The sequence below is a fragment of the Flavitalea flava genome, from assembly GCF_054461575.1.
The window spans coordinates 674,752-697,832 of the sequence record NZ_JBTLQH010000001.1 but is presented as its reverse complement, the minus strand read 5'-3'; the positions used below and the strand labels follow the sequence as shown (position 1 = coordinate 697,832).

At 43.3% G+C, this 23,081-nt stretch carries 18 protein-coding genes; 5 read left to right on the top strand and 13 right to left on the bottom strand.

What is annotated here, in order from left to right; all coding sequences use genetic code 11:
* Positions 1-26: 26 nt before the first annotated feature.
* Entirely contained in the window at positions 27-3,701 is a 3,675-nt protein-coding gene (locus tag ACX0G9_RS02345) for a chemotaxis protein CheB (protein ID WP_459063236.1), read from the bottom strand.
* Between the two features lie 633 nt (positions 3,702-4,334).
* Between ACX0G9_RS02345 and ACX0G9_RS02340 the strand changes: the two genes are divergently transcribed.
* A complete protein-coding gene (locus ACX0G9_RS02340) occupies positions 4,335-4,643 on the top strand; it encodes a DUF6799 domain-containing protein (protein WP_459063235.1) in 309 nt (102 codons plus the stop codon).
* A gap of 470 nt (positions 4,644-5,113) precedes the next feature.
* Here ACX0G9_RS02340 and ACX0G9_RS02335 read toward each other — a convergent pair whose 3' ends face one another.
* Complete coding sequence (locus ACX0G9_RS02335; RefSeq protein WP_459063234.1) at positions 5,114-6,319, bottom strand: DUF5723 family protein; 1,206 nt, start codon at positions 6,317-6,319, stop codon at positions 5,114-5,116.
* A gap of 513 nt (positions 6,320-6,832) precedes the next feature.
* Here ACX0G9_RS02335 and ACX0G9_RS02330 point away from each other — a divergent pair.
* The gene (locus ACX0G9_RS02330; protein WP_459063233.1) at positions 6,833-7,186 is read left to right on the top strand and encodes a cupredoxin domain-containing protein; all 354 of its coding nucleotides are present in this window, start codon (positions 6,833-6,835) and stop codon (positions 7,184-7,186) included.
* Here the strand turns inward: ACX0G9_RS02330 and ACX0G9_RS02325 are convergent.
* The 3 genes from ACX0G9_RS02325 to ACX0G9_RS02315 all read right to left on the bottom strand — a co-directional run bounded on the left by ACX0G9_RS02325 (position 7,169) and on the right by ACX0G9_RS02315 (position 9,974).
* The gene (locus ACX0G9_RS02325) at positions 7,169-8,260 is read right to left on the bottom strand and encodes an HAD-IC family P-type ATPase (RefSeq protein ID WP_459063232.1); all 1,092 of its coding nucleotides are present in this window, start codon (positions 8,258-8,260) and stop codon (positions 7,169-7,171) included. The genes ACX0G9_RS02330 and ACX0G9_RS02325 overlap by 18 nt on opposite strands.
* Before the next feature lie 744 nt (positions 8,261-9,004).
* Positions 9,005-9,421, bottom strand: a complete 417-nt coding sequence (locus ACX0G9_RS02320; RefSeq protein ID WP_459063231.1) for a hypothetical protein — start codon at positions 9,419-9,421, stop codon at positions 9,005-9,007.
* Positions 9,405-9,974 (bottom strand): RNA polymerase sigma factor, encoded by a 570-nt coding sequence (locus ACX0G9_RS02315; RefSeq protein WP_459063230.1) that lies wholly within the window; start codon positions 9,972-9,974, stop codon positions 9,405-9,407. The genes ACX0G9_RS02320 and ACX0G9_RS02315 overlap by 17 nt, the downstream gene beginning before the upstream one ends.
* Positions 9,975-10,077: 103 nt before the next feature.
* Here ACX0G9_RS02315 and ACX0G9_RS02310 point away from each other — a divergent pair, with 103 nt between their 5' ends.
* From ACX0G9_RS02310 to ACX0G9_RS02300, 3 genes are all read left to right on the top strand, one after another.
* Positions 10,078-10,416 carry a hypothetical protein gene (locus ACX0G9_RS02310; protein WP_459063229.1) on the top strand — a complete coding sequence of 113 codons (339 nt, stop codon included), beginning with the start codon at positions 10,078-10,080 and terminating at the stop codon, positions 10,414-10,416.
* A 12-nt stretch (positions 10,417-10,428) separates the two neighbouring features.
* Complete coding sequence (locus ACX0G9_RS02305) at positions 10,429-11,361, top strand: nuclear transport factor 2 family protein (RefSeq protein WP_459063228.1); 933 nt, start codon at positions 10,429-10,431, stop codon at positions 11,359-11,361.
* A gap of 172 nt (positions 11,362-11,533) precedes the next feature.
* Positions 11,534-11,827, top strand: coding sequence for a putative quinol monooxygenase (locus tag ACX0G9_RS02300; protein WP_459063227.1), 294 nt, complete (start codon positions 11,534-11,536; stop codon positions 11,825-11,827).
* Positions 11,828-11,870: 43 nt separating this feature from the next.
* On the opposite strand, the gene ACX0G9_RS02295 is transcribed toward ACX0G9_RS02300, so the two are convergent.
* From ACX0G9_RS02295 to ACX0G9_RS02260, 8 genes are all read right to left on the bottom strand, one after another.
* Entirely contained in the window at positions 11,871-13,607 is a 1,737-nt protein-coding gene (locus ACX0G9_RS02295; RefSeq protein WP_459063226.1) for a hypothetical protein, read from the bottom strand.
* Positions 13,608-13,627: 20 nt separating this feature from the next.
* Positions 13,628-14,521 (bottom strand): hypothetical protein, encoded by an 894-nt coding sequence (locus ACX0G9_RS02290; RefSeq protein WP_459063225.1) that lies wholly within the window; start codon positions 14,519-14,521, stop codon positions 13,628-13,630.
* Between the two features lie 55 nt (positions 14,522-14,576).
* Positions 14,577-18,002: a TonB-dependent receptor gene (locus ACX0G9_RS02285; protein ID WP_459063224.1), complete on the bottom strand. Its 3,426-nt coding sequence runs from the start codon at positions 18,000-18,002 to the stop codon at positions 14,577-14,579.
* Positions 18,003-18,053: 51 nt separating this feature from the next.
* A complete protein-coding gene (locus ACX0G9_RS02280; RefSeq protein ID WP_459063223.1) occupies positions 18,054-18,986 on the bottom strand; it encodes a FecR family protein in 933 nt (310 codons plus the stop codon).
* 128 nt (positions 18,987-19,114) lie between these two features.
* Complete coding sequence (locus ACX0G9_RS02275; RefSeq protein WP_459063222.1) at positions 19,115-19,675, bottom strand: RNA polymerase sigma factor; 561 nt, start codon at positions 19,673-19,675, stop codon at positions 19,115-19,117.
* Between the two features lie 136 nt (positions 19,676-19,811).
* Entirely contained in the window at positions 19,812-20,075 is a 264-nt protein-coding gene (locus ACX0G9_RS02270) for a T9SS type A sorting domain-containing protein (RefSeq protein WP_459063221.1), read from the bottom strand.
* A gap of 80 nt (positions 20,076-20,155) precedes the next feature.
* Positions 20,156-22,102 carry a glycosyl hydrolase-related protein gene (locus ACX0G9_RS02265; RefSeq protein WP_459063220.1) on the bottom strand — a complete coding sequence of 649 codons (1,947 nt, stop codon included), beginning with the start codon at positions 22,100-22,102 and terminating at the stop codon, positions 20,156-20,158.
* A gap of 15 nt (positions 22,103-22,117) precedes the next feature.
* Positions 22,118-22,864: a hypothetical protein gene (locus tag ACX0G9_RS02260; RefSeq protein ID WP_459063219.1), complete on the bottom strand. Its 747-nt coding sequence runs from the start codon at positions 22,862-22,864 to the stop codon at positions 22,118-22,120.
* Positions 22,865-23,081 lie beyond the last annotated feature (217 nt).

Genomic DNA, 23,081 nt, shown 5'->3' with positions numbered 1-23,081 from the left:
TGCTCACTTTAAGGTATCCAAGTTCTTCATACTGGTAATGAGAAATAAAAGATACTCCCTTTTCCCAGGTCACTTTCTACCCAAATTTTACCATGATGCCGTTGTATGATTTCGAAGGAAATAAATAAACCGATACCTAAACCCTGAGATTGGTTGGCATGGTCTTCTACTCTATAATACTTATCAAATATTTTCCCAATATTTTGCTTGGAAATCCCTACCCCACTATCTTTTATCGATACTAGAATCTCGTCCTTATTTTCCATTACATGTATAAATACCTTTTCTCCCAGCGGCGAGTACTTAATGGCATTAGATACCAGATTAATCACCACTTGCCCTAATCTGTCCTTATCTCCTTTAACTTCCTGCTTTACCTGGCCTGTTTTTATTATGGGATGCTGTGGGGAAGAATATTGCATGTTTTCAATGGTACTGTCCAGTAAATCATTGAAATTAAAAGTAGTAATATTATAATTTAATTTACCATATTGAATTTTACTAACATCTAATAATTCATTTATCAGATTATTAAGTCTATTAACTGATTCACTCGCCTTCTTTATATAGATATTTGAATCATTATCGTTCTTGTCAAGGCACCGTTCAAGCAATTGAAGATAGGCTTTAGCAATAGAAAGAGGGGTTTTCATTTCATGGCTTGCAATGCTAATAAATTCATCCTTGGTCTGTTCTTTCACTTTCTGTTCATTAATGTCGGTGTTGGTTCCTATCCACATCATTAATTTTCCATTTCCATCCCGTTGTGGTAAACCACGGCTTAAATGCCAGCGGTATACTCCGTCATGTCGGAGCAATCGATGTTCCAATTGAAAATCATCGCCAGTATTAATGGAGTGTTGCCATATTTTCAAATTGGCCTCCCAATCTTCTGGATGGATGATCCCCTTCCATCCCCAGCCCTTCAATTCCTCAAAGCTCCGATGTGTATATTCCAGCCACTGATTATTAAAATAGTCCATGTTTCCATTCTCCTCAGCAGTCCAAACTTTCTGCGGCATTGCTTCAGCAATAAAACGAAAATGTTTGGCACTATCTTCTGTCTGCTTATTAATTTTTATATTTTTTTCCTTTACTTCTTCGAAAGCTAATTCAAGTTTTTTTTCTGCTGTTTTTCTTTCCGTAATATCTTCAATAGCCAATAGGATTAAGGGTGCCTTATTTCTTTCATTATGAATTTGCCTTGCGTTTAAAAGCATCGTTCGCTCACCCTGTGGATAAAATGGAAGAATAATTTCAAAGTCGTTTAAGTGAGTTCGTTGAGGAAGCACCTTTTCCAAAAGTGCCCGCAATACATTATCATCCCATTGATGATTTTGTAATTCATAGAGTAGCTTCCCTTCAGTTTCCCGCTCGGAAATATTAAATTGTTTATAAAAAGCAGGGTTAGCTGATTTTATGCGCAACGCTTTATCAAGAACCAGCAGTGGCCCCCGAATCGTAGCTACAATGCTTTCAGAATAAAGGCGTTCTGCATACAGTTGGTCCTGCTTGTCTAATAATTCCTGATTTACAATAATTAATTCTTCGTTAGTAGATTGCAACTCTTCCTTGGATGTTTCCATCTCCTCATTTAGGCTTTGCAATTCTTCACCACTACTAAGCAGTTCTTCATTCGCACTTTGCAATTCCTCATTGCTTGCTTCCTGTTCTTCGGTGATACTGCGCATGTCTTCCCGTGTTTGGGCCATTTCCTTTTCTAAATCTTGAATTCGCTGCAGGGCTTCCTTCAATTTTAGTTGAGCTGGTGACTCATCTCCTCCTGGTTCAATAACCTCTTCAACATTGGGAAGAGTAAACTCACGAAAAAGAATTAAAAAATGTGGCTCAGGAATGTTCCTAAGGGGAATAATTTCAATGGTAACGGAAGTTGGCTTTCCATTACTCTTAATAGGAATTCCTTCTTTAATAACTGTGACATTACCCTCCTTCGCTTTGTGCAACGCATTACGCAATTCGAAACCTAATCCTTCATGGGCCATTTTAAGGAGGTTGAAAGTAGGCTTTCCTGGTGAAGGTTCAAGAAAGGGAGCTACAGTTCTATGAATATGAACGATATCCATTTGTTCATTCACGATCACAGCGGCAGGAGTGTATTTAGACAGTAAAACACTTTCGGCATTCTTTCGAAAATCGGAAATCAATATTTCAGGCTTTGAAGTCGATTTTATTTTTCCAGCGACCGTCACTTTTTCACTTTCATCTTCAGAAAAAATATATCGTCCGGTCACCGGTTTTCGGGAATAAATTTTTTCATGTTTGAATATTGGCGCATATAATTCCGAAACAACGCCAATGGTCTCAGATTTGCCCAGTAAAAGAAATCTATTTTCCTTAAGAGCATAATGGAAGGTGGTAAGTGCTTTCTTCTGCAAAAATGAATCCATATAAATAAGCACATTTCGACAGCTTATCAAATCCAGCCGGGGAAATGGAGGGTCTTTTAAGAAATTCTGGACTGCAAAAACACACTTATCCCGAATCACTTTATTAATCTGATAACTGCCATTGGTTTTTGTAAAATACTTTATTAACCGTGCTTCTGAAAGGGATAGTACATCTCCTTTAGTGTAAATGCCTGCTCTCGCCTTCGCAATAGCATTCTCGGATATATCTGTAGCAAAAATTTGAATTTGATTTCCTGAGAACCTGTCTCCTAAATATTCGTGCAAGCAAATAGCGATAGAATAGGCTTCTTCTCCCGTAGAGCAACCTGCAACCCAAATTCGAATGGGTTCAGTACTAGAGGTATTTTTGAAAAGCTCCGGCAAAACACTTTCACATATTATTTTAAAAGTTTTCGGGTCACGGAAGAAAGAAGTAACAGGAATAAGTACATCTTTAAATAGGGCATCTTGTTCGGATAAATCGCTTCTTAGCAGTTTTAAATAACTTGTAAGGTTTTCGCTTTTGCGCAATCCAATTCTTCTTGCAATACGCCTTCGAATGGTAGGTTGTTTGTAATAGGAGAAATCAACCCCGTTTCTCTGACGAAGCAGCGAAAGAATTTGCCTGAATATGAACTCTTCGTCTTTATTTACATTTTCTTCAGGAACCTGTGTATCGGCGATTCTGAAGTTATTTTTAATTTGCAGTAAATGTTCCGTTATTTTTTCCGGAGGCAAAACAAAGTCAACCAATCCGGCATTGATTGCACTTTGTGGCATGTCTCCATAAGCCGCCGATTCCTGATCCTGCACATAGGTAATTCCACCATGCTCCTTAATGGCCTTTAATCCTAATGTTCCATCGGAACCAATACCTGAAAGCACTACACCCACCGCAAAACTCCGATGGACTTCAGCCAGGGAAATAAAGAAAACATCAATGGCATGATTGGCTATTGTTTTATTACGGGGAGCGAGCTTAAGAACCCCATCCACCGCAGTAAGAATTTTATTTTCTGGAATGATATAGATTATGTCCGGAGCAAGATTAATATTATCTGTAATCTCGTAAACGGGTATATTCGTTACCCTGGAAAGAATATCAGGTAAAAGGCTGTCATGCGAAGGGTTCAAATGCTGAACAAGTACATACGCCATTCCAGTATATTCAGGGATAGCCTTCAGGAACCTTTTGAAGGCTTCAAGCCCTCCTGCTGATCCTCCTATTCCTACAACGGGGAAATCCTGAGCAAAGGTTGAAGGAACCTTATCTTTTTTTTTGGGTGATAGCATAATTTTATAAAGTCACTAAATATACTAAAATTATATTGAATATTAGTGGGTGCCTCCTTACACATAGTTTATTATAAATATATATAATTAATTAATTTATATAATATTATTCGGTGCTTTTCTACTTTCTGGAGGAATTGCGGGTGACTGGTAAGAGATCGACAAAAATCACTCAGACGTTCTTCCTTTATCTTCGACCTTCAAAATAATCTTAAAAAAACCGCCTAACTTGTCCTTTCAATTCTTTCCGCCCATCCCATAATCTGGGTGACACAGATAAAAAACGAATTCCCCTAACCTCTCCAGTCGTTTGATGTAGTCGGATTAAAAATATTATTTGATTCTGCAAAATTGTTAATCATTTTGGGTTAGTCTATGAATAAGAGTATTTCCCTCGTCATGGCATAATAATTTATGTTATAAGAAGGAATATATAATTTATTACATCCTTTAAACAGCATTTAACGATGTTCCAAGGAAAACCTTCCCCAATCCGGGAATTTAATGGGAAGTAAGGCGCCTACCTTTCATTTTTTGAGAAGACTATTGCCGGACCCTTTATCAAACTGTAATTTTTTATTTTAATAACTTGGGTCGCCAGTTATCTATTTGGCTGATCTATAAATTCATGTTATGAAAAAGATTCAAATTTTTATTGTTTCCTTACTACTAAGTGCCGGAATTTTTGCGCAGGACAACAAAATGGACACGATGTCCCACAAAATGAAAGATTGCGTGATGATGAAGGACGGGAAGATGATGGAAATGAAAGCCGGAAAAACAATGGTTATGGATCATGACATGACTATGACGAATGGCACCATGGTGATGAAAGACGGTACTTGTAAAATGAAAAATGGTAAAACCATGATGCTGAAAGAAGGAGATTGTATGTACATGAATGGAAAAACGAAAAAAATGAAAATGAAAAAAATGGAATAATGCAGGTTAATTATTACGGGAGCCAAAGGCAGGAAAAGACCGATAAAATGAAATACAACCATTCAACCAATAATTCGTATTGATGCAGAAGTAAAACTTAGACAACTATAGATTTTTAACAAAGAAAGATCGGAAAACAATAATGCTAAAAAAAGGAGAGTTGCAGGTGCAAAAATGAAAGTAAAAAAATAGGAATAAAAAAAATTACTAATGGCAGGTATATTTTGGTTTTAATAGAGGAGAAGAAAAGCCTTCAGCGTAATCTGAAGGCTTTCTTTTGTGAAGAATCTATTTAAATGATTTGAAATATGTCATAATAAAAGAAGGAACCAGATGTAAAAAATGCCCAAGGGGTCTCCCGAGTGATCGGCTGGTCAGGCTACCACAATTATATTTAATTATTCCAGGTAAAACTTGAATACTGTTTCCGTGACATTGCATTAGATAGTCATGACGAAAGAGGGAAATGCTTAGCCTTTTTTCGTCACAGGTACCTGTAGGTTAATGGTTATGATTTCTCCCACAGATCCACCCGATTTGCCCAGGTTATAATCGTGCCGATTAATGGTAAATTGTCCTTTAAAAAGACCGGAAGCTCCATCAGCGCTAAAAGAAAAAGGAATTTCTATGGGCTTGGTGATCCCTTTCAGCGTTAAGTCACCCAGGGCTGAATAACCAGTGGCTTTTTTTTCAATTTTTTTAGAATGAAAACTAATCTGAGGAAATTTTTCGGCATTCAACCATTCTTCTTTTTTGCGAAGATCACTGTTACGCAAACCTATCCCCGTGCTTACTGTTGTTGCCTCAATGCTCGCCGAAATAGAACTACCCGTTAAATCTTTTTCATTAAATTGGATGGTCGTCTTCAACCCGGAAAAACTTCCATGAACTGTTCCAAAAGGCCCTTTTACACTAAACATAATTTTAGCTTTTGATGTATCAGCTGACCAGTTGCCGGCAAATGTAAGCCCCGCCAATATTGTTGACATAAGGATGATCGATTTTGTTTTCATAAAAGTGCATTTAAATGTATTAGTAAAATGTTTGGTGTTTTGATCTTTTTTGGAACAAAATAATGTATACCGACATAGAAATCCGTCACTTGGAATTTGCTTAATCCTAATAAACCAGCAGGTGAATCCAATATTGGCCCCAAAACCATTTCCGTGATTTAGATCATTATAATTATTTATTTTCCTGTATGAATCATAATCTGTTCTCCCGTAATCAACCACTGAATGCGTAAATAAGATATGCGTGGTGTCGGAGATCATATAATTGAGGTTGGTATTCTTTACATATGCAGCGCCGATCCCTTGCAGATATTTCAGGCTAATACCGGCTTTCCATTCAGTTCTTCCGTTTTTATACAGAACGGTGGCATAGTTCAACCCATACTCCAGCCAGTCCATACCGTTTAATTTCGTTGTATGATCTGAATATGGAGTATTCCAAAGGTCATTCGCCAATAAATAAGCATATGCATTTTGCCCGACGTGACCAGGTATATCTTTGATATTGGCATAAGACCTTGATACCAAGGTAAAACCGATTACCTGCTTAGGAGCAATTTCCAGATGAAATGAAGGCCCCAACGCCTCGGCAGACAGTGTAAGCTGATACAACTTATTGGGATTCTTGAGATCAAAATTCGTGGTGAAATTATTTTCATGCAATACATCTTCTATAATAGCTTTAAAGCCCAAAACAGGTGCCGAACCCCTGGGAATATAAAGGAAGGTATTGTCAAAAACCGTACCTACAGATAATATATTCAAATCCCATTTCAGTTTTGAATCCGCAATTGAAGAGGGGTTGAGAAGTGCGCCCTGAATGCCCGAATAATTGCTATTGCGTATCCCGAGGTTTTGCTGTGCATTCGTACATAAGAAATTGTTCATACATAGCAGGAAGGCTATTGCTTTTTGCATAAAAAAGTTATTACAATCTTTATTCAAGATTATTACCAGAGAGTTCCTGGTCAATGAAGCTGAAATAGCGTACGCCGAATGGCTAAAAACAGGATAAAAGTATAAACGCGAGACAACAATCAAAGGTTGCCCCTATTTACTTCTCCAATATTGTTCTATATGGTAGGGGGAAGTTAAAATGCGCAATAACTAGTTCTTTCTTTACCCGCCAGCCAACTATGCCTGGAAATCGATCGTTTGTATTACAAATGTTTGCATATGGAAAAGCGTAATTTCTTACCCGCGTTGATTCTCGTGCTTTCTGTGGCTGTATTTGTAAGCTATTGCGGAAAAGGAAGCAGCTATATGACTCCCCCAGCAAATAACACCAATATGGTAAACATGCAGAATATGAGTTTTTCTGTAACCAGTCTTCAGGTTACGGCGGGAGCGACTGTTACCTGGACCAATAATGATAACCTGACACATACAGTTACTGCGGACGATGCCAGTTTTAACAGCGGCGATATTCTTCCCGGTCACACCTTCAGTATGGCATTTAATACAAAAGGTACTTTTCCGTACCATTGTAAATACCATGCTGTAATGAAAGCATCAGTCACAGCCAAGTAATCCAAAATCATTAAATCTCTGTACCGACCTGCATAACTTTGGATACTTGGCCAGGTTCGCAGTTACGATCATAGGCAGCATTTCTGGTGTCAGTCCTACGGCTACGGCAATGCCAAAGAGAAGGGCCTGTAGCCAGTTGCCTTTAGTGAGCCCGTTTATAAAAAATATAAGCGGTACCATAATCAACATGAAACGGATCAGTAGCCAGCTTACGCTGTTTACCCCTTTATCAAAGCTAGTTTCAGCCCTTTTCCCTGAAACAGATTTACTGATGGATCCAAAATAGGTGAAATTTCCAGTGGCAACGGCAACCGCCATAGCTGTGCCACTCACGACGTTTGTTCCCATGAAACAGCAGTTTTCTAACTCCAGGGGTGATCTCCTATCTACATCTTCGATGGAATGATCTCTCTTTTCAACCGGAAGTGCCTCTCCGGTTAGCATAGCCTGACTAACGAATAGGTCTTTGGACTGAAGAATACGGCAGTCTGCTGGAATCATATCACCGGCAGATAAAAAAATGATATCGCCTGGTACCAACTCTTTAATATCGATCTCAAGTTTGCCCGGTCCCGATACCCCATTTCTCAGCACGGTAGCAGTTGTTATTACCATACTCTTTAATTTTTCTGCGGCAAGGTTGCTTCTGAATTCCTGCCAGAATCGTAGGAGGGAACTGAGCATGACCATGATAGATACTACTATCACGGTTTTATAGTCCCGATCACCGGGCAAAGCCAGGAGAACATCAGTTATGAGCGAAACGATAGCTATTACGATCAATATTCCAATGAAAGGATTAAGGAAAGCCTGTAACAATTGTAAATACCAAGCCGGCGCTTTTTCATGAGCTACTTCGTTACGACCGAATTGCTGCACTTTATTCTGCAGCTGCAATTCCGTTAGGCCAGTCTCCTGACTATCGATCATGGGAAGAAAAAACTCTTTGTCCCTACATGCGACATCCTTCAATTTTGTGACGGCGGCATCATCAAATTCATGTGCAGCTTTGTCACTGTTGATCATATTAATGAATAATAGTTTCTTTTTTGCCTCTTTGATATACGCGTTCATGTTACGGCCTCCTTTTAATATTGCAAGCCAACTCACCTTCAAGTCGATTATTGCAACGCCAACATTAAAATAATAATCCTGTAAGTCTATTTCCTGAAGTGGTACCTGGAATAAAATTCGCCAACAATTCTTTATACACATGATCATCTGCTTAGTGCAGAGCCAAATAAATAAATTGTAGAATTTGTAAATACAGAGCATAAAACGCTTGCTTTATCCCGCTTGGAGCGATTGCGGTAAAGCGCGTCAACCAGGCTGGAAATTAGGTAATATGATAGTATCGCAAATGACTGTCCATATCGATGAATTAGATCAAAATTCAGATTTCGGGCAAAACTACAGCACTTTTTCGAAAATACCTCAAAGAAAAAAATTATTGAAGCAACGAATCTCAAAAAGTTGTTATTCATCCTGCTTACTTCGAGAGGTTTCTAATACAATTGCTTTTATCCCATGTGTCTACTCCTTACCTAATAATTTTTAATGCAACAAGGTTTAGCCAAATGGGATTAACAATTTAAGGAATAGCAATAGCCAAGGGTTATTATCGTGCCAATAAAAACCAATTGTTATCCGCGCAATGAAAGCATAGAACATTGCAGCTCTTATAAATACCCACCACGAAATATTCCCCTGGCCGGTGCGATGGTATTCATCGCGCCTGGCATTCGATCAGATTGCGCAATGCGCACATAAACCTGAATGCAGACCTATTCTTTAATGCTATCATGCTGGTATTATGTCTCATTGACTTGATGCCGGGATCTTTGCCAGTCTATAATCCATATACTGCAAGATCAATAGCAGACTTAGCGCAAAAAGGCCGATCCCTTTGTATTTCCCAAAAACAGCCAAAAGTTGTGCGGTAGACTGATGGCTTATGACAGCCATCAGGCAATAGGCGATGGCAAGCCCTGTACAAAAAATCGCTATCGTCCAAAGATAAAACCGGCGATTGCTTCTTCTGTAAGCCTTTTCTTTTGCTCTTTCTATTACTTTAGCGGAAAAAGAGGGGGACAAGCCTGATGGCGGTTCCTGCCCAAGCAGTTCGAATAACAAGCGGTATGCTTGCAGGTCAGCAACAGGGATATCTGCCATTTCCTGGCTCGGGGCGGGGCTGTCTAACCATTGCTGCAATTCGTCATCACTTCCAGTTTTCATACCAATCGGTTTTTAATTGTTTTTCAAGTTGGTCCTTTAACAATTTTCTGGCGCGGAACAGGTGACTTTTGACCGTGCCTCCGGGAATGCCAGTGATGGTTTCGATCTCTGCGCAGGAAAATTCACCCAAATGGTAAAGGGTCAATACGATCCTGTATTTTTCCGGCAATTGGGTGATCAGGCCTTCAAGGTAATTACTGCTCTCCTTGCGGCTTGCCAATAGCTCCGGGTTGTCTGTCGTGAAGTGAAAGCTCCCGATGTCGTCAGGGTAAGCGGAGTGCCGCTCTTTGTTTGCTTTTTTGGCATGATCGACGGCAGTTAAATAGGCTATCCGGGCTATCCAGGTAGATAGTTTGGAAGCAAAGGCGAACCGGGGCAGGCTATGGTGAACTTTCATAAACACCTCCTGGCAAATGTCTTCCTGGTCCTCCTTTTGAGTGACCAGTCGGTTAATGACATGAAAGACAAGGTGTTCATATTGCTTCACCAAAAGCCCGAACGCCCGAAAATCACCGCTCAGGATAAGGGAAACCGTCTGCCTTTCATTAAACATAAGGGATTAGTCGGGCATTCGTTTCCAAAGGTTGCAAAAACTGTAAAAAACAAATGCAACCGGTTAGCACTATTTGCCGACTACTGGGCAAAGGTAGAAATCCATGAAACAAATAGCCCCTTTTATTGTGATGATCGCTCTTTTAATAATTATGGCCGTCGTCATTATCAGTTTATTCCATTACCGGTTAAGAAAACGGATCCTGGATGCCGGTCCCCTGGATGAACTGTCCATCCGCCTCTTAAACCAGCTTCCCGGGTCTGCTTCAGAAGCGCTGAAATGGGGGTTGATCTTTTTCTTTGGGGGGCTCGGGCTGGTCGTGCTGGCCTTTATTCCATCCAACGCAGAGGACTCCCCTCTACCCTATGGGTTGGAGGCCATCTTTCTCTCGGTTGGCTTCCTGCTCTATTACCTGATCATCAAGCGCAAAAAACCATCTTAAAACACCAATCTCATGATTCATTCAAGCAAACCCATAAAAGCCCTATACTTTGTGTTATTGAGCAGCTTTAGCTTGTCCCTGATAGCCCAGGCACCCGACGAATTGGCGGGATCCGGTCCGGTGGCCCGGCACCTGATGTTAAAAGACAGCCTGTTGTTCAATGCGATCTTCAACACCCATCGCCTGCAAGAAGTGGAATCTGTATATGCTCCGGACTTTGCCTTTTATCAGATCAAGAGAGATCAGGAGCCGGCCTCAGTGACCCTCCAGGAGGAATTTATGGGGAATATAAAGAGAAGATGGGCAAACGGCAAGGAAGGTCCGGGAATTAAAAGAGAGGCCAGCTTCGTGCAGACGTTTCCGCAAAAGGACAGCAGTGTCATGCAAACTGGTGTGCAGCGTTTTTTCCTGGTGATTCCGGGAGGGACCGGGCAGTTGGTGGAGACTTCCCGGTTCTCCCGTATCTGGAAATGGAAAGATGGCAGTTGGAAAATCGCAGTGGAGATAGATAATGTGGAGGATAATCAAGCTGCTCAAGACGCCGCGATGAAAGCCCGGCCCATCTATATGGAAATAGCGCATATGGACAGCGTTGCATTTAACGCTTTCAACGCCCGCGATTTTAATACCTTCAAATCCGTATTCTCGGAAGACCTGGAGTTTTACCAGGACAAAACCGGCTTCTCAACATATTCCTGGAATATGGAAAACTTCAGAAAACATCTGGAAGATCTATCCAAACATGTACGGAGGGTGTTGGTGGAAGGCACCCTGCAAGTGTATCCCATCAGCAATTATGGCGCGGTGGAAATTGGTGTGCATCAATTCTATGGTATAGAAAATGGGCAGGAAAAACTGGAAGCGACTGCCAAATTCATCACCTTATGGCATCGAATCGACGGACAGTGGAAAATAACCCGCGAGATTAGCTATGATCACCAATAAGCTTTCGATAAAAAAATCATAAACCTGTCATAGCTGTAATCGTAGCCGTTTTTGAACAAAGGGGTTTAACACCTGGAAAACAGCACGATCGCCCTTTTTGTACCATAAAAAGCAGGAAGAAGTGTACTTTGCAATCTATCTCTCTCCTTTCATCGTAAATAAAAAAAATATTATGGAAAAGTTTGCATTGTTAGCTCGCGTAGAAGCCAAACCAGGCAAAGAGGCTGAAGTATTGGCCTTTTTAAAAAGCGCATTACCCTTGGCGCAGGCCGAATCAGATACAATAAGATGGTATGCCCTGCAATTGGGTCCATCTACTTTTGGCATTTTTGACACCTTCGAAACAGAGGATGGCAGGAAAGCCCATCTTTCCGGTAAAATTGCCGAGGCGTTAATGGCTAATGCCGCTGCCCTTTTAGCAAAACCTCCCGTGATTGAACAGGTAGATTTGATAGCTATAAAATAAATATGAAATGATAGCCGGGGGACAGAAAAAGGAAAAATGATCCTTATTTTTTAGAATACAGTTTATAAAATGAAATCCCATTGGTGTAATCCGAATATCCGTTATAATAGTAAATGGCCCCTGATTTATCGAAGCCGATGAAACGGCTTAGCCCCAGGTTAATATTGCCCTTAAAATCAACATATTTCGCAGGACCAGTGATGTTTATTTGGGAGGGAACGTTATTAGTGATACAACCTTGCTCCGTTCCCGCAAAACAATAGAATGTTTTATTTTGGGGACTGATCCCCACGATTGACGGTACCAAATCCGATATGTACAACAATTCCCCATCGGGCAGCAATAAAAAATTGCTCATATAAGAATTAGCGCCAGAAAAACTTAATTTCACTTGATAGTTACCGCCGGATTGCCCCGTCGCCACCGAAGTATCATAGGAGAAAAAATGGTACAGTGGATCGACGCCGGTGGACAATTGTGGAAGATCCTGCACCAAATCCAATAACGTAAAACTATTTGGGATTGTTGAATTTGGATCGAACCCGTCACTAATGAAGGCCTTGCTTCCATCGGCGCTTACGATATAATCGGAGGTCTGGGGGGACGAAACTCCCGGAAGCGAGTAGATGGATGGGGCCAGTTGTCCGCCTTGCGTAACCAGAGATTTGACCTGCCCTGCCACATTTATCCTGCAAATATTATTAAATGCCTGCTGAAATATAAAAGTAAGATTCTGAAACATAAATTGCCCGTTACTCCAATAGTTTATAGGGTCAAAGTCCGCCCTTGCAGGTGCAAAGGCATTGACAAAATAAAGAGATCCATTCAGGTCGGTCTTTAGGTTAATGGCAATCATGGAAAGGGCGGAAGCTGCACCCTGAACCGGACCTACGGGGCCATCTACCGATGGTATGGTCTTCGCAAATTCCGTCCGGTTCAGCGTCCTGACTTTCTTGCCGGCCAGATCCATCTTGCATAAACGAAACAGAAAGGCCGTGGCTGTATCTGGTGTATCCTCCAGCACTTCCGCGGAAAAAGTTAATGAATCCCCTCCAATGGAAAGCACCGATCCCATCATGTTATGTATGGTAAAGGACACTCCATTTTCCGTGAAGATATCGTCGGTTCCTATAAACCGGCTGCTCACTCCGTCTTTCTGGAGAAACAGGTCCGTGTAATTGTTAAAGCAGATCAATCCATCGCGGGAAATACTCATACCCGAAACCAAAGAGCCACCTGAGGAATAACGAGTGAAGTCGGCCGGCTTCCAGTTGGCTATATTGTCCACGAAAAGGGTCGTATCTGTCTTTCCGGCGCTCCCGAATAAAAATTGCTGAATGGATATCGACGGCGCCTGTAGGGTCGTTCCATTGGCGGTAATTGAAACCGCTATATCATTACCGATCCCCATGCTCTTGGTGATGACAAATCGTACATAGTCAAGCTTATCCACCTGGTGGGTATATTGATTGATCGAATCAGGCTGGTTAGGTATCTGGGTTCTAAAGATAATTTTCGCGATATCATTACCGATGCGAACCTGGAATCCGGGTTGGTCCAAAAAGAATTTGCCAAGAAGGGCGGCTGTATCCCCTACCAGGTAGGATCGCCCATAACCGTAACTTGGCAGTCCATATGGGACAAGACCAAACGAAGCAGTGACCAGGTAGGGTTGCTGGTTCACTTGCTGCGCATTTTGCTCTGTTTTTTTACAGGATGCAAATGACAGAAAAATCAGGGCGAGAGAAAAGGGAAACCAGCTATATTTATTTTTCGGCATGGGAGAAGATTGGGAATGAATTATTTATTTTGAGTGACTACAGCTTTGAGGTCCGCGTTAACATTGAGTAACTTGCCCGTGAACGGGTCCGTATAAGATTGATAGTTCATGTATCCACGCAACAGCAGGTTATAGGCATGGCCGGGTGATGCATTGAAAATAGAAGTACTGGTCACAACGGTGTTACTGTCCGAAGTCTGGTAAAACCGGATAGTAAGGGTATCGGACACCGGGTTTGGCCAGGGAACAAAATCGGATATCCGGCCATATTGCAGGCTGTCGGGAAACCCGGTCGCCAACTTTCCCCCAATGGTAAAAAACAAGTTACCGGCGTCCGGACTCAGATCCAGCACCCGAATGCCAATCGTATTATCGGCCACAACAGGGGCATCCAGCAAGGGCCAGGAGCGGAAAACGCCCAGGCTATCTGCATAATAGATCGTCATCGGGCTGCCCTGTGTGGTTGCTATCCGGTTATAGGCCAGTGGACGCAGCCCCCCTGTATCGGTCAGGACAACGGTATGCAACCCGCTAAGTATGCGCATGTAACTGATCCAGGTCTGCTTTTGATTGGAGGAATATCCTTCATAATAGAAACCCAGATTGGGGAACTGATAGGTGTTTTGGGAATAGTTATTAAAAGCGGCAATGGACAAGGCGGACCCGTCTGGCCGGGTAACGGTATCGGGGGTGTCGATCAAAATATATCCAAACGCCGCATAATAACCGGTACCTGTGGGATCTTCCAGGTGACTTCTTAAATATTCGGAAGCGTTGTAAAAGCTGATCGGGCTGTCCGGTATATCCGTGATATTTCCCGTCTTATGACAGGCTGGTAAAAAGACGCCCCCTATACCCAGGCAGGCGAGCGGCCACATAGGGAGGCGAAAGAATAAATAGTTGAAAATTTTCATGTTGTTTTTTTTTACAGGGTTGTCCGGCTGACAGCTCAGCCCGACGAAAGCAGGTTCAGAACGCATAGGAGAAGGACAGCAGGAAATACCGGCCAGGTTTGTATTTAGTATAAAAATTATCTCCTTTATAGTAGCGGTCTCCGCGGGAATTGTACAGCGGCCGTTCCGCGTCGTATCGCTGGTTGTAATTCTGGTCTTCAACAATACGATAAGGCTGGTCCAGCAGGTTCTGTATACTCAGCTTGGCCTGCAGGCTCCGGATGATCCGCTGGGAATACGAAAAATCCAGGAGATGCATGGGCAGCTGCAGTAGATCCGGCCTTACACTATTCTGGGAAGTCGTATCCATTCTCTGACTGGGAGCGAACTTATTATAAAGCGATTTAGCATATATGACAGGACCGGTCACGTTGTAGGTCAGACCGATCTTCGATCCGATCCCGGGGTGTTCGTAGAACAATCCTCCATTTAATACATAGGGCGCCTGTCCCTGCAGTGGCCGGCCTTTCACGATATTGTCTTTATTGACACGCCCAAAAAGACTATTGTCATATTGTTGCGTCGTGCTCTTTGTCCAGGAGCCATTAAGGACAATATTCAGGCGTCTGAAAAAAGCCCCGCCCAGGAAGGAAAGGTTCTTTTTGATCTCCGCCTCCAGACCATATAATTTTGCGCTTGGCGCATTGTCAAAAAATATCAAAGTAAAGGGGCCTGCTCCGGCATCGGCATCGAAATCCATTCGGATCCGTTCGATGGGTTTCTGAAGATTTTTATAAAAGAGGCCGACATCGATTATCTCGTTACGGGCGACACTGCGGGGATATAATTCCAGCCGGAAGTCATAGTTATCGATAGTGGCGCTGACCATCGTGGGATTCCCGTTAATCTTTTCGTTATTAATATAGTCAATGTCGATATAAGGGGTCAGTTCCCGGAACTCGGGACGATTGACCGTTCGTCCATAACTCATTCGTGCGACAAATAGTGAATCCGGTCGCCAGGTAAGGTTTAGAGAAGGCAGCACAGAAGTTTTTGGGTGAACCGCATAAACGACCCGAAGCTGGTCATTTTTTATTTGTGCCCCGGAGATCTTTTGCCGGTCGTATTCCACCCGAACGCCGCCGTTGATGAAAAATCGTTTGTCCCTGCTTTGCCAATCACCCATCCCATAGAAAGAATTATTTTGTTCGGAGGCTACATACTTGTCGACCGGCGAAGTAACATCATATATAGCCAGCCCGCTCTTGTCGGAAGGAAAATTTGCGGGATTCCAGATCCTTCCCAGGTCCTGTAAATGATAGTAGATCAGCGAAGGGTTTATCCAGCCATAACCCTGGTTCCATCCATCGTTAGAACCGCCACCAGTTCCCAGGTTAGTATCAAATGTTTCATCCGGCGCCAATCCCGCCCGGTTGACCCGGAAGAACCTCCTCCCAACTTCCCTGGTCTTGAAAAGCTGAGAGGTTCCCAAACTGAAATGAAAGGAGGCGTTAAGGGTGTACCGGTAGTCCAGGGACCCATTGTAATTATTTTCGATCTGACGGGTAAAAAGACGGGAGATCATACCGAAAGTTGCCTCGCTGCTATTGCTCCCGACAGGAAGATAATTAAGGCCGGGGATTTCGTAATTGTTTACGCCGACATACGCAAAATGGCTGATCCGCTGATCGGGAATGCTCTGCAGGTCATGGCTGTAGCCCAGGTTCCAGTCCAGTTCCTGGTGATGGTTCGCACCCCACTCATGGCGGCCTCCCAGGTTACCACTGTATAACAATCGCTGCTGGAAAGAAAGGATAATGTCCTTTGACCCACCCTTTTGATTATTGTAACGGGGAAGGGCGTTAAATCGCGAATCATTGACACCTGTAAATTGCCGGCCATCGTTTACCAGGAAATTTTTGAATTGGATGGTATTTTTGGGGTTTAGCCGGAGAGTCAGATTTTCCAGCAGGTTGATCTTTCCGATACTGGTAGTCTGACTGCTGTTAATAACCTTATTTTTGACGCCCACATCAAGACCGGTCCCTCCCACTCCCACCCCAATTTCCGCCTTATAGATATCCGTGTTCCCTGTTTGCCGGTATAATTCGTAGCTGGTCGTTTCCCTGGTATAAGTAACCGAAGTAAGATCGAACAAACGAATCCTTTTGCCTAACCGGAATACATTATAATAATTGGCAAAGAACTGCATGTCGGGAGTACTGGTTATCCGGCGATAGGTCAGCGTCGGGGAAAAAGAATTCACCATATCTGCCTGGCTGATATTCCCCGCGCTCTTGCCGGATTGGAAATAGCCGGGCGAGAAGCCGGGCAGCTTCCTGGTTCCGTCATCGATGCCCAGCCAATCCCTTTTGCCGCCGTTGTAAGTATTGACATCCGTCATGGTCGAACCGGGCCGGTGTGCGAGCTGGATACCGATATCGAAATGCTTCACAGGCATGGCATTGCGGGTATAAATTTTAACCGCCGCCCCGGCAAATTCCCCATTCAGATCGGCGCGGGGAGATTTATACACGATTATGCGATCGATAATGCTGCCGGGAAGAAGGTCATAGGCGAAGGCCTTGGTGTTCAGCTCTGTCGAGGGGGCGATATTGTCATTCAGGTAAGTGAGATTATACCGCTCGTTCATACCGCGAACCACGATCAGGCGGTTATCCATTACTGTTATTCCAGGTATCCTTTTGACGACATCGGCGGCATTCCTATCGGCCGTCTTTGCAATCTGCTCACTGGATATCCCCGATAAGATCCCTGTGGAACCACGGATCTCCGCAATCAGTTCCTTTTCAGTGGTATGCGTAACGGCTTTTACCTTCCGGGCACCGGCCTGCACCACCACTTCTCCCAGGCTGTTCCCCGCCTGCATCTTAAAATCCGTTGCAACCTCATTACCTGCTCCTGCCACGATCCCGGCAATCCAATTTTTTTGATACCCAGTATAAGTGACTACCAGCGTATAAGTACCGTCCGGAACCCCTTTGAAGGAATAAAATCCTTTCTCGTCGGAGAGCACTGACTGCCCTGTCTCCTGCAGGGTGACCGTCGCTCCCTGCAAGGGCTGGAAGCTATCAAAATCGACGATGCGGCCCTTTATTTTTCCGGAAGGCCTCACTCTGACCGGAGCTGCAACAGGTGCCCCCTCTTTCGGATGAACCAATTTCCGGATCACCCAGCCGGTACCCAATTGTTCCGCATTGAAAGACAATCCTTTCAGTAATACTTGTAGGATCTGACCGACTGTTTGCTGTTCACAAACCACTGCCGGAATGACTTCTCCCAGGATATCCTCTTTAGTAAAGGCAATGCTGATATTGGTCTCCCTGCGCAATTGCGTTAGCGCCTGTTCCAGGGAGCCTTTTGAAAAATGAATGGTAAAAACCTGTTGTTGCGCAAAAGCAGGTATTGTTGACAGCATCAGCATTCCAATTACCAACAGGAAGGGATTCAAGGGATATTTCCCACGCCATATGAAAACCATAGTTATTGTTTTGGTTTAGTTAATTAATGCGCCGTATTGAGCGTTTAATTGTTAACGGTATATTTCGAATAACTTTTCGTTGATGATCCTGAAGCGGCAATTAGCCAGGGCGCTGAATATTTCTATGATTTCAGAGCCAGTCTGTTGATGAGAAAAGTTCACACTGGCCTTAAGCTTCAGGTTACCGCTGCATTTATTTTTTACTTCAATGCCATATTGAATAGCCAGCAGGTGAACTAATTCCTGCACTTCCATATTTTCATATATCCACTCCCCGTTGGTCCAACCGGAGATCGCATCGGCATTTGGAATAGCGGCCCGGGTATAAGTGTGAGTAATCCGGCGAAAAGACAGGGATTGATTTTTTGTCAGCGTACACAAAGAGGTGTTGGCTGACAATACTTTCACCTTTCCGCTAAGCACGGTTATACCCGTTTCACCGGATGAAGTATAGCTGCTGATATTGAACTTTGTACCTAAAACCTGGGTGGTAAGGCTGTCAGAAGTGGTGACCAGGAATGGATGCGCCACATCCTCTTTTACGGAGAAGAGCGCCTCACCTGTTAGCAGGACTTCGCGGTGATGTTTGAAATCCTTATTATAGCGTAGGGCGGAGCTGGCATTGATCCATATTTCAGAACTGTCCGGTAGCCAGGCATGTCTGATTTCGCCTGTTGCAGTTTGCAGCGAAACATATCCGGGAGGTTGGAGTAGTTTATAGATGGTTAGCACTCCCAGCAATAAACCCGTAAACAGGGCGGCAGAAAACCAAACCCTGGATATTCTTTTTGGCTCCTGCCGGTCAATTTCCCCATGGATCTTTTGTAGTATCCGGAGGCTGTCCGAATCGGATAACCTGATACCCGGTTTGACCTCATCACCACCCTCGCGGAACCATTGTTCAATACGTTTAATCTCTTCCGGAGTGCAGGCTCCGGCGAGGTAACGATCTATTAATCTGTTGAGTCTGCTTTCATTGCCCATGAATGATTAATACGCCCTTTTTTAGGTGTATCTCCGCAGGCATAGTGTCAAAAAACAGGAGGATGACTATTCACTGCCGGCGAATTAATATTCTGGTAACATTGGGGCTGGAATTAAAATGGGGCTGGTTAGAAGAACAGTAAAACTGCAAGCCGGGAAACGATGTTACGCAGGCGGGTACGTGCTTTAGCAAGGTGATTCCGGACGGTATTGGGAGAAATCTGCAGTTCTTCGGCTATTTCAGCTACAGAAAAATTATTCTCCTCACTCAATTCAAACACTTTTTTCATTTGCAAAGGTAATGAGGCCACTTCCATCGCTACTTTGGCTGCAGCCCGTCGAATATCCCGCTCGGGCAAGGGGGAATAGCCCTCATCCTCCATTATCAATAAGTCAAGGCTGCGGGGATGGATACCTTTATCCCGGATATAACGCAACGTTTTATAGCGCGCTATGCTGTAAATGTAATTAAAAAGAGAGGTTTGAATGGTGATTTGTCCTCGCCGCTTCCATAAATCCAAAAATACTTCCTGTGTCAGGTCTTCGGCATCCTGACGATGACCAATATGTTTATACACAGCAGAATACACCACCTGGATATACAGTTGGTATAATTCATCGAACGCCTTCATATCGCCCCGCTGAACGGCACGCCAAATCTCCCGTTCACGATAGATTATAGTATTCACGCGGTAAAAGTAAGCACCTTATATTAAACCATTATTAAATCTGGTACAGGAATCAGGGAAAAAAGTCATTCCTCCAAACAAAAGAGGTGCCATGAAATCCGGATCCGGATAGCAATGGCTGGGCAAAAGGATAAATTTAATTCGATTTAATAAATTTTGCCGTCCTGGTTTCATTCCCGAAATTAACCTCTACGATATAAACTCCCGCGCTAAAAGCCTGAACATTCAATTTTACGGTTTCCATTCCACTGGCACCGATATTTTGGTCGGTACTTACTAATTCCAAACCATTAGCATTTATAATTCGAATATGTACTTTAGTTAAAAATAATTCACCAGGAAAATTTGGGCAAGAATAAAAAAAGGATGCCAAGAAAGGATAAGGAAGAGAAACCCGCACTTGTTTAAAAAGTCAGTTTTGTCCGGCGGCCACCACAATCCATCCCCATTCCAAAGGTATTCTTCATTTTATTCGAGTAGTTAAGGAGATTTTAAACTCAAAAACAGTCTGAAACTTTGCATCCTGTTATGCCCGATGATTGTTTGTAGTTTTGCACCCAGTACTTCAGCAGGCTGGTCGTTTGTTTCGATATGCGTAATGGAGAAAGCCTTTGTGATAGCTGGTAGGGAGGTAACAGTAACAGGTATGTTTTCACTGGAAAAATTCCACAAACGAACTATCAAACCATTTCTAATTCCTTCCTCCGACGGTTTAAGTGCCCATACCATAACATTTGAATCCGATAAAGACAGAAGGGAAATCTTCGTGCCCTTGTAAAAAAGATTATCAGCCAGAGCAACCTTTTGGGGCTTTCCCGCTTGCATATCAGATCCGGCTACCCGACCGTCAGCGATACCTGCCGCTATTAGCGGGTTCTGATGCTGTAAGCTGAAACGCATCGCATCAGCCGGACTGAATCCGCTGCCATGCGGGCGAAGCGCCAAATAATCCTCGAAATAAGTATCACCGTCCTGATTTTCCATACCAAGAGAAGGATCAATCCGACCGGTTGCCAGCACCCGGATATGAGAGGAACTATCGTCCAGTTTATTAAATATACTTTCACCAATCCTCATAAAATAGGCGTCCCGGTTGGATAATACGACTCCATAATTCCGATCAGACATATCGGCGAAGTGGTTTAGTGCCAGCCAATCGAGCCTCGAGGCCGAATCTGCATAATGCCCGCCACGGGAAATAGATTTGGCATGAAGGATTACGCCGGCCTCTTCATGCCATGTATCAGGATGATCTAGGTTGAAACAGAATGTATAACTAACAGGAGTTTCACCCGTATTTTGCTGGATATAATTTTCAATTTCGATGCGGTCGCTATTGGCAAATAAAGTAAGCCTGGATGTATGTTTGACTGGCTGGTAGCTAAAAGAAGACAGGGTTGCGGAAACTGCCCCTGAGCTCTCGACAAATACCTTATCACAGTTATTTGCTGATCCTCCGCCAAGATCGTTGGCATACAAATTAGAGAAGGGCCTTATACACTCCCGGTTATTCAATTTGTCAAAAAGTCGGGTTATAGTGCCCCGGCTTGTATAGGATATTTTATAAAATTTATTTTCCATTGTACTATCCGTTGCGGACAGTAGCTCCGCAGCAGGATTAACAGGCGAAATGGGTATGCGAACTTTGTTCTTAAAGATCTCATAAGCTTTATAGCCGAGTGAGGGTACATTGAAAGCCAATATCCTGATATATGACTTCTCCTTTTTGTGGATAAATTGAAACGGTACGGGTTTCAGATCCGACATATCCAAAATTTGTATGTCATGAGGACCGTCGTATGCATAGTCACTGTAATCCGTTCGCGCCCAGCTGAGCGGGTTAAAGACATAGAAGGATCCTGCAAAAGACTTCGCCGTAGAATACGTAGGCCGGATAAGGTGTCCAAGATTTTTAAATGATCGCTCGTATAAAGTATCAACATACCTTTTTATATCATCAGCCATCCGGCGTTGCCAGTCGGCTCGTTGTTTACGGGTAATATTTGGCCCGTCGGCCGTCCAGTTGTGCTCGAAATAAAGCCCACAGGCTATCCATGCCTTTACTTTTTCTTTCTTCAGGTCTGATGCGAACAAAGGCTCTTTCAACGCAACCAAGGAATATGCAGCCTCCGCCGTTCTCAGTTTCTCTATTGAACGTTTGACAGAAGCCGATACTTCCGCCAGAGATGCATAACTATTGCCCCATTCCGTACTGCCGTAGGAGACGGTTTCAGATGGCAGGGTACCACCATAATTCTTTTCAAAATCATTAAAAAAATCTGTTTCGTTGGAAACTATGACCTGGTAATCCGGGTCTTTAGCTACGGCTGCGGTTTTGGGGAATAGGTCTGTAAGCGTTGTCAGGTCATCGCCGCCTTTTCCAAAGGCTCTGACGATCTTATATGGATAGTCGACTGTGTCGCTCATAAGTGTTTTGCAGTCTTAGACCGCCTTAGCCGGCTGTGTCGCCTCCAGGTAGGTGCCCAGAAAATAACGGTCATCCTTTCTTTTCCTGATCCGGGGCGGATTGACATTATACCATTTCATCAGTATTTTCTGATCGTCAAGGCCTTTGTACCAATACATCTGATGAAGACGGGCATCGAGACCGGTCACTTTTGTTGCACATCCGCAAACACCTTTCCAACTATAACGTGCCCCGCAGCCCGCCCATAAAGACGAAAGGCCAAGTGGCAACACCTGGTCTTCCATGTGGAGAACAAGCGGAAGGTCAAGACCATATTTTCGCTCAAGAGAACCGGCATAGAACATATTACGAATGGTTGCCTCGGCAGGGGCGGCACCCATTAATACAATGAGCGTATTTAATGGAACGGTGATCTGCCCCCGCCTGATCTGCGAGATCAATTTATCGAATTGCTCCTTACTTCTGTTTTGCTGATAGGTATAGATCCAAAAAGATCCATCGCAATTCCATTTACTTTGAAGTGGATAAGGCAGGCTAGCAGTGGAATCATTGAGCCGGATATAGTAATCCAGCATATCCAAAAATGCTTTTTTGTAGGTCGCCTCGTCGCCGGACCACATATAGTCCGTGTGATCGTCGTTAGCGATATATATTCTCGGTAGTTGGGTATCCATGTACATAGCCTGTGCTTTTTCCGCCCCTGATCTCATCCAAATGAGCAGGCACAGCATCGTAGCGCGGAAAAGGAAGGTAAGTTTCACGGTTGTTCAGTATTAACAACATCTTCCCAGCCAGACGAATAACAGAATATGATCGACCCGATGCTGGTAAGGTAACCGAACAAGCCATATTCTTTGAAAGATTCGATGTGCTTATTTGAAAAATTTACAGAAGGCATGGCAAATACTTTTATGAACCCAAAATTATTTCCTTTGCTTCTACCTGAAGTACCAAATACTACTTAAAAAGTGTATTTTT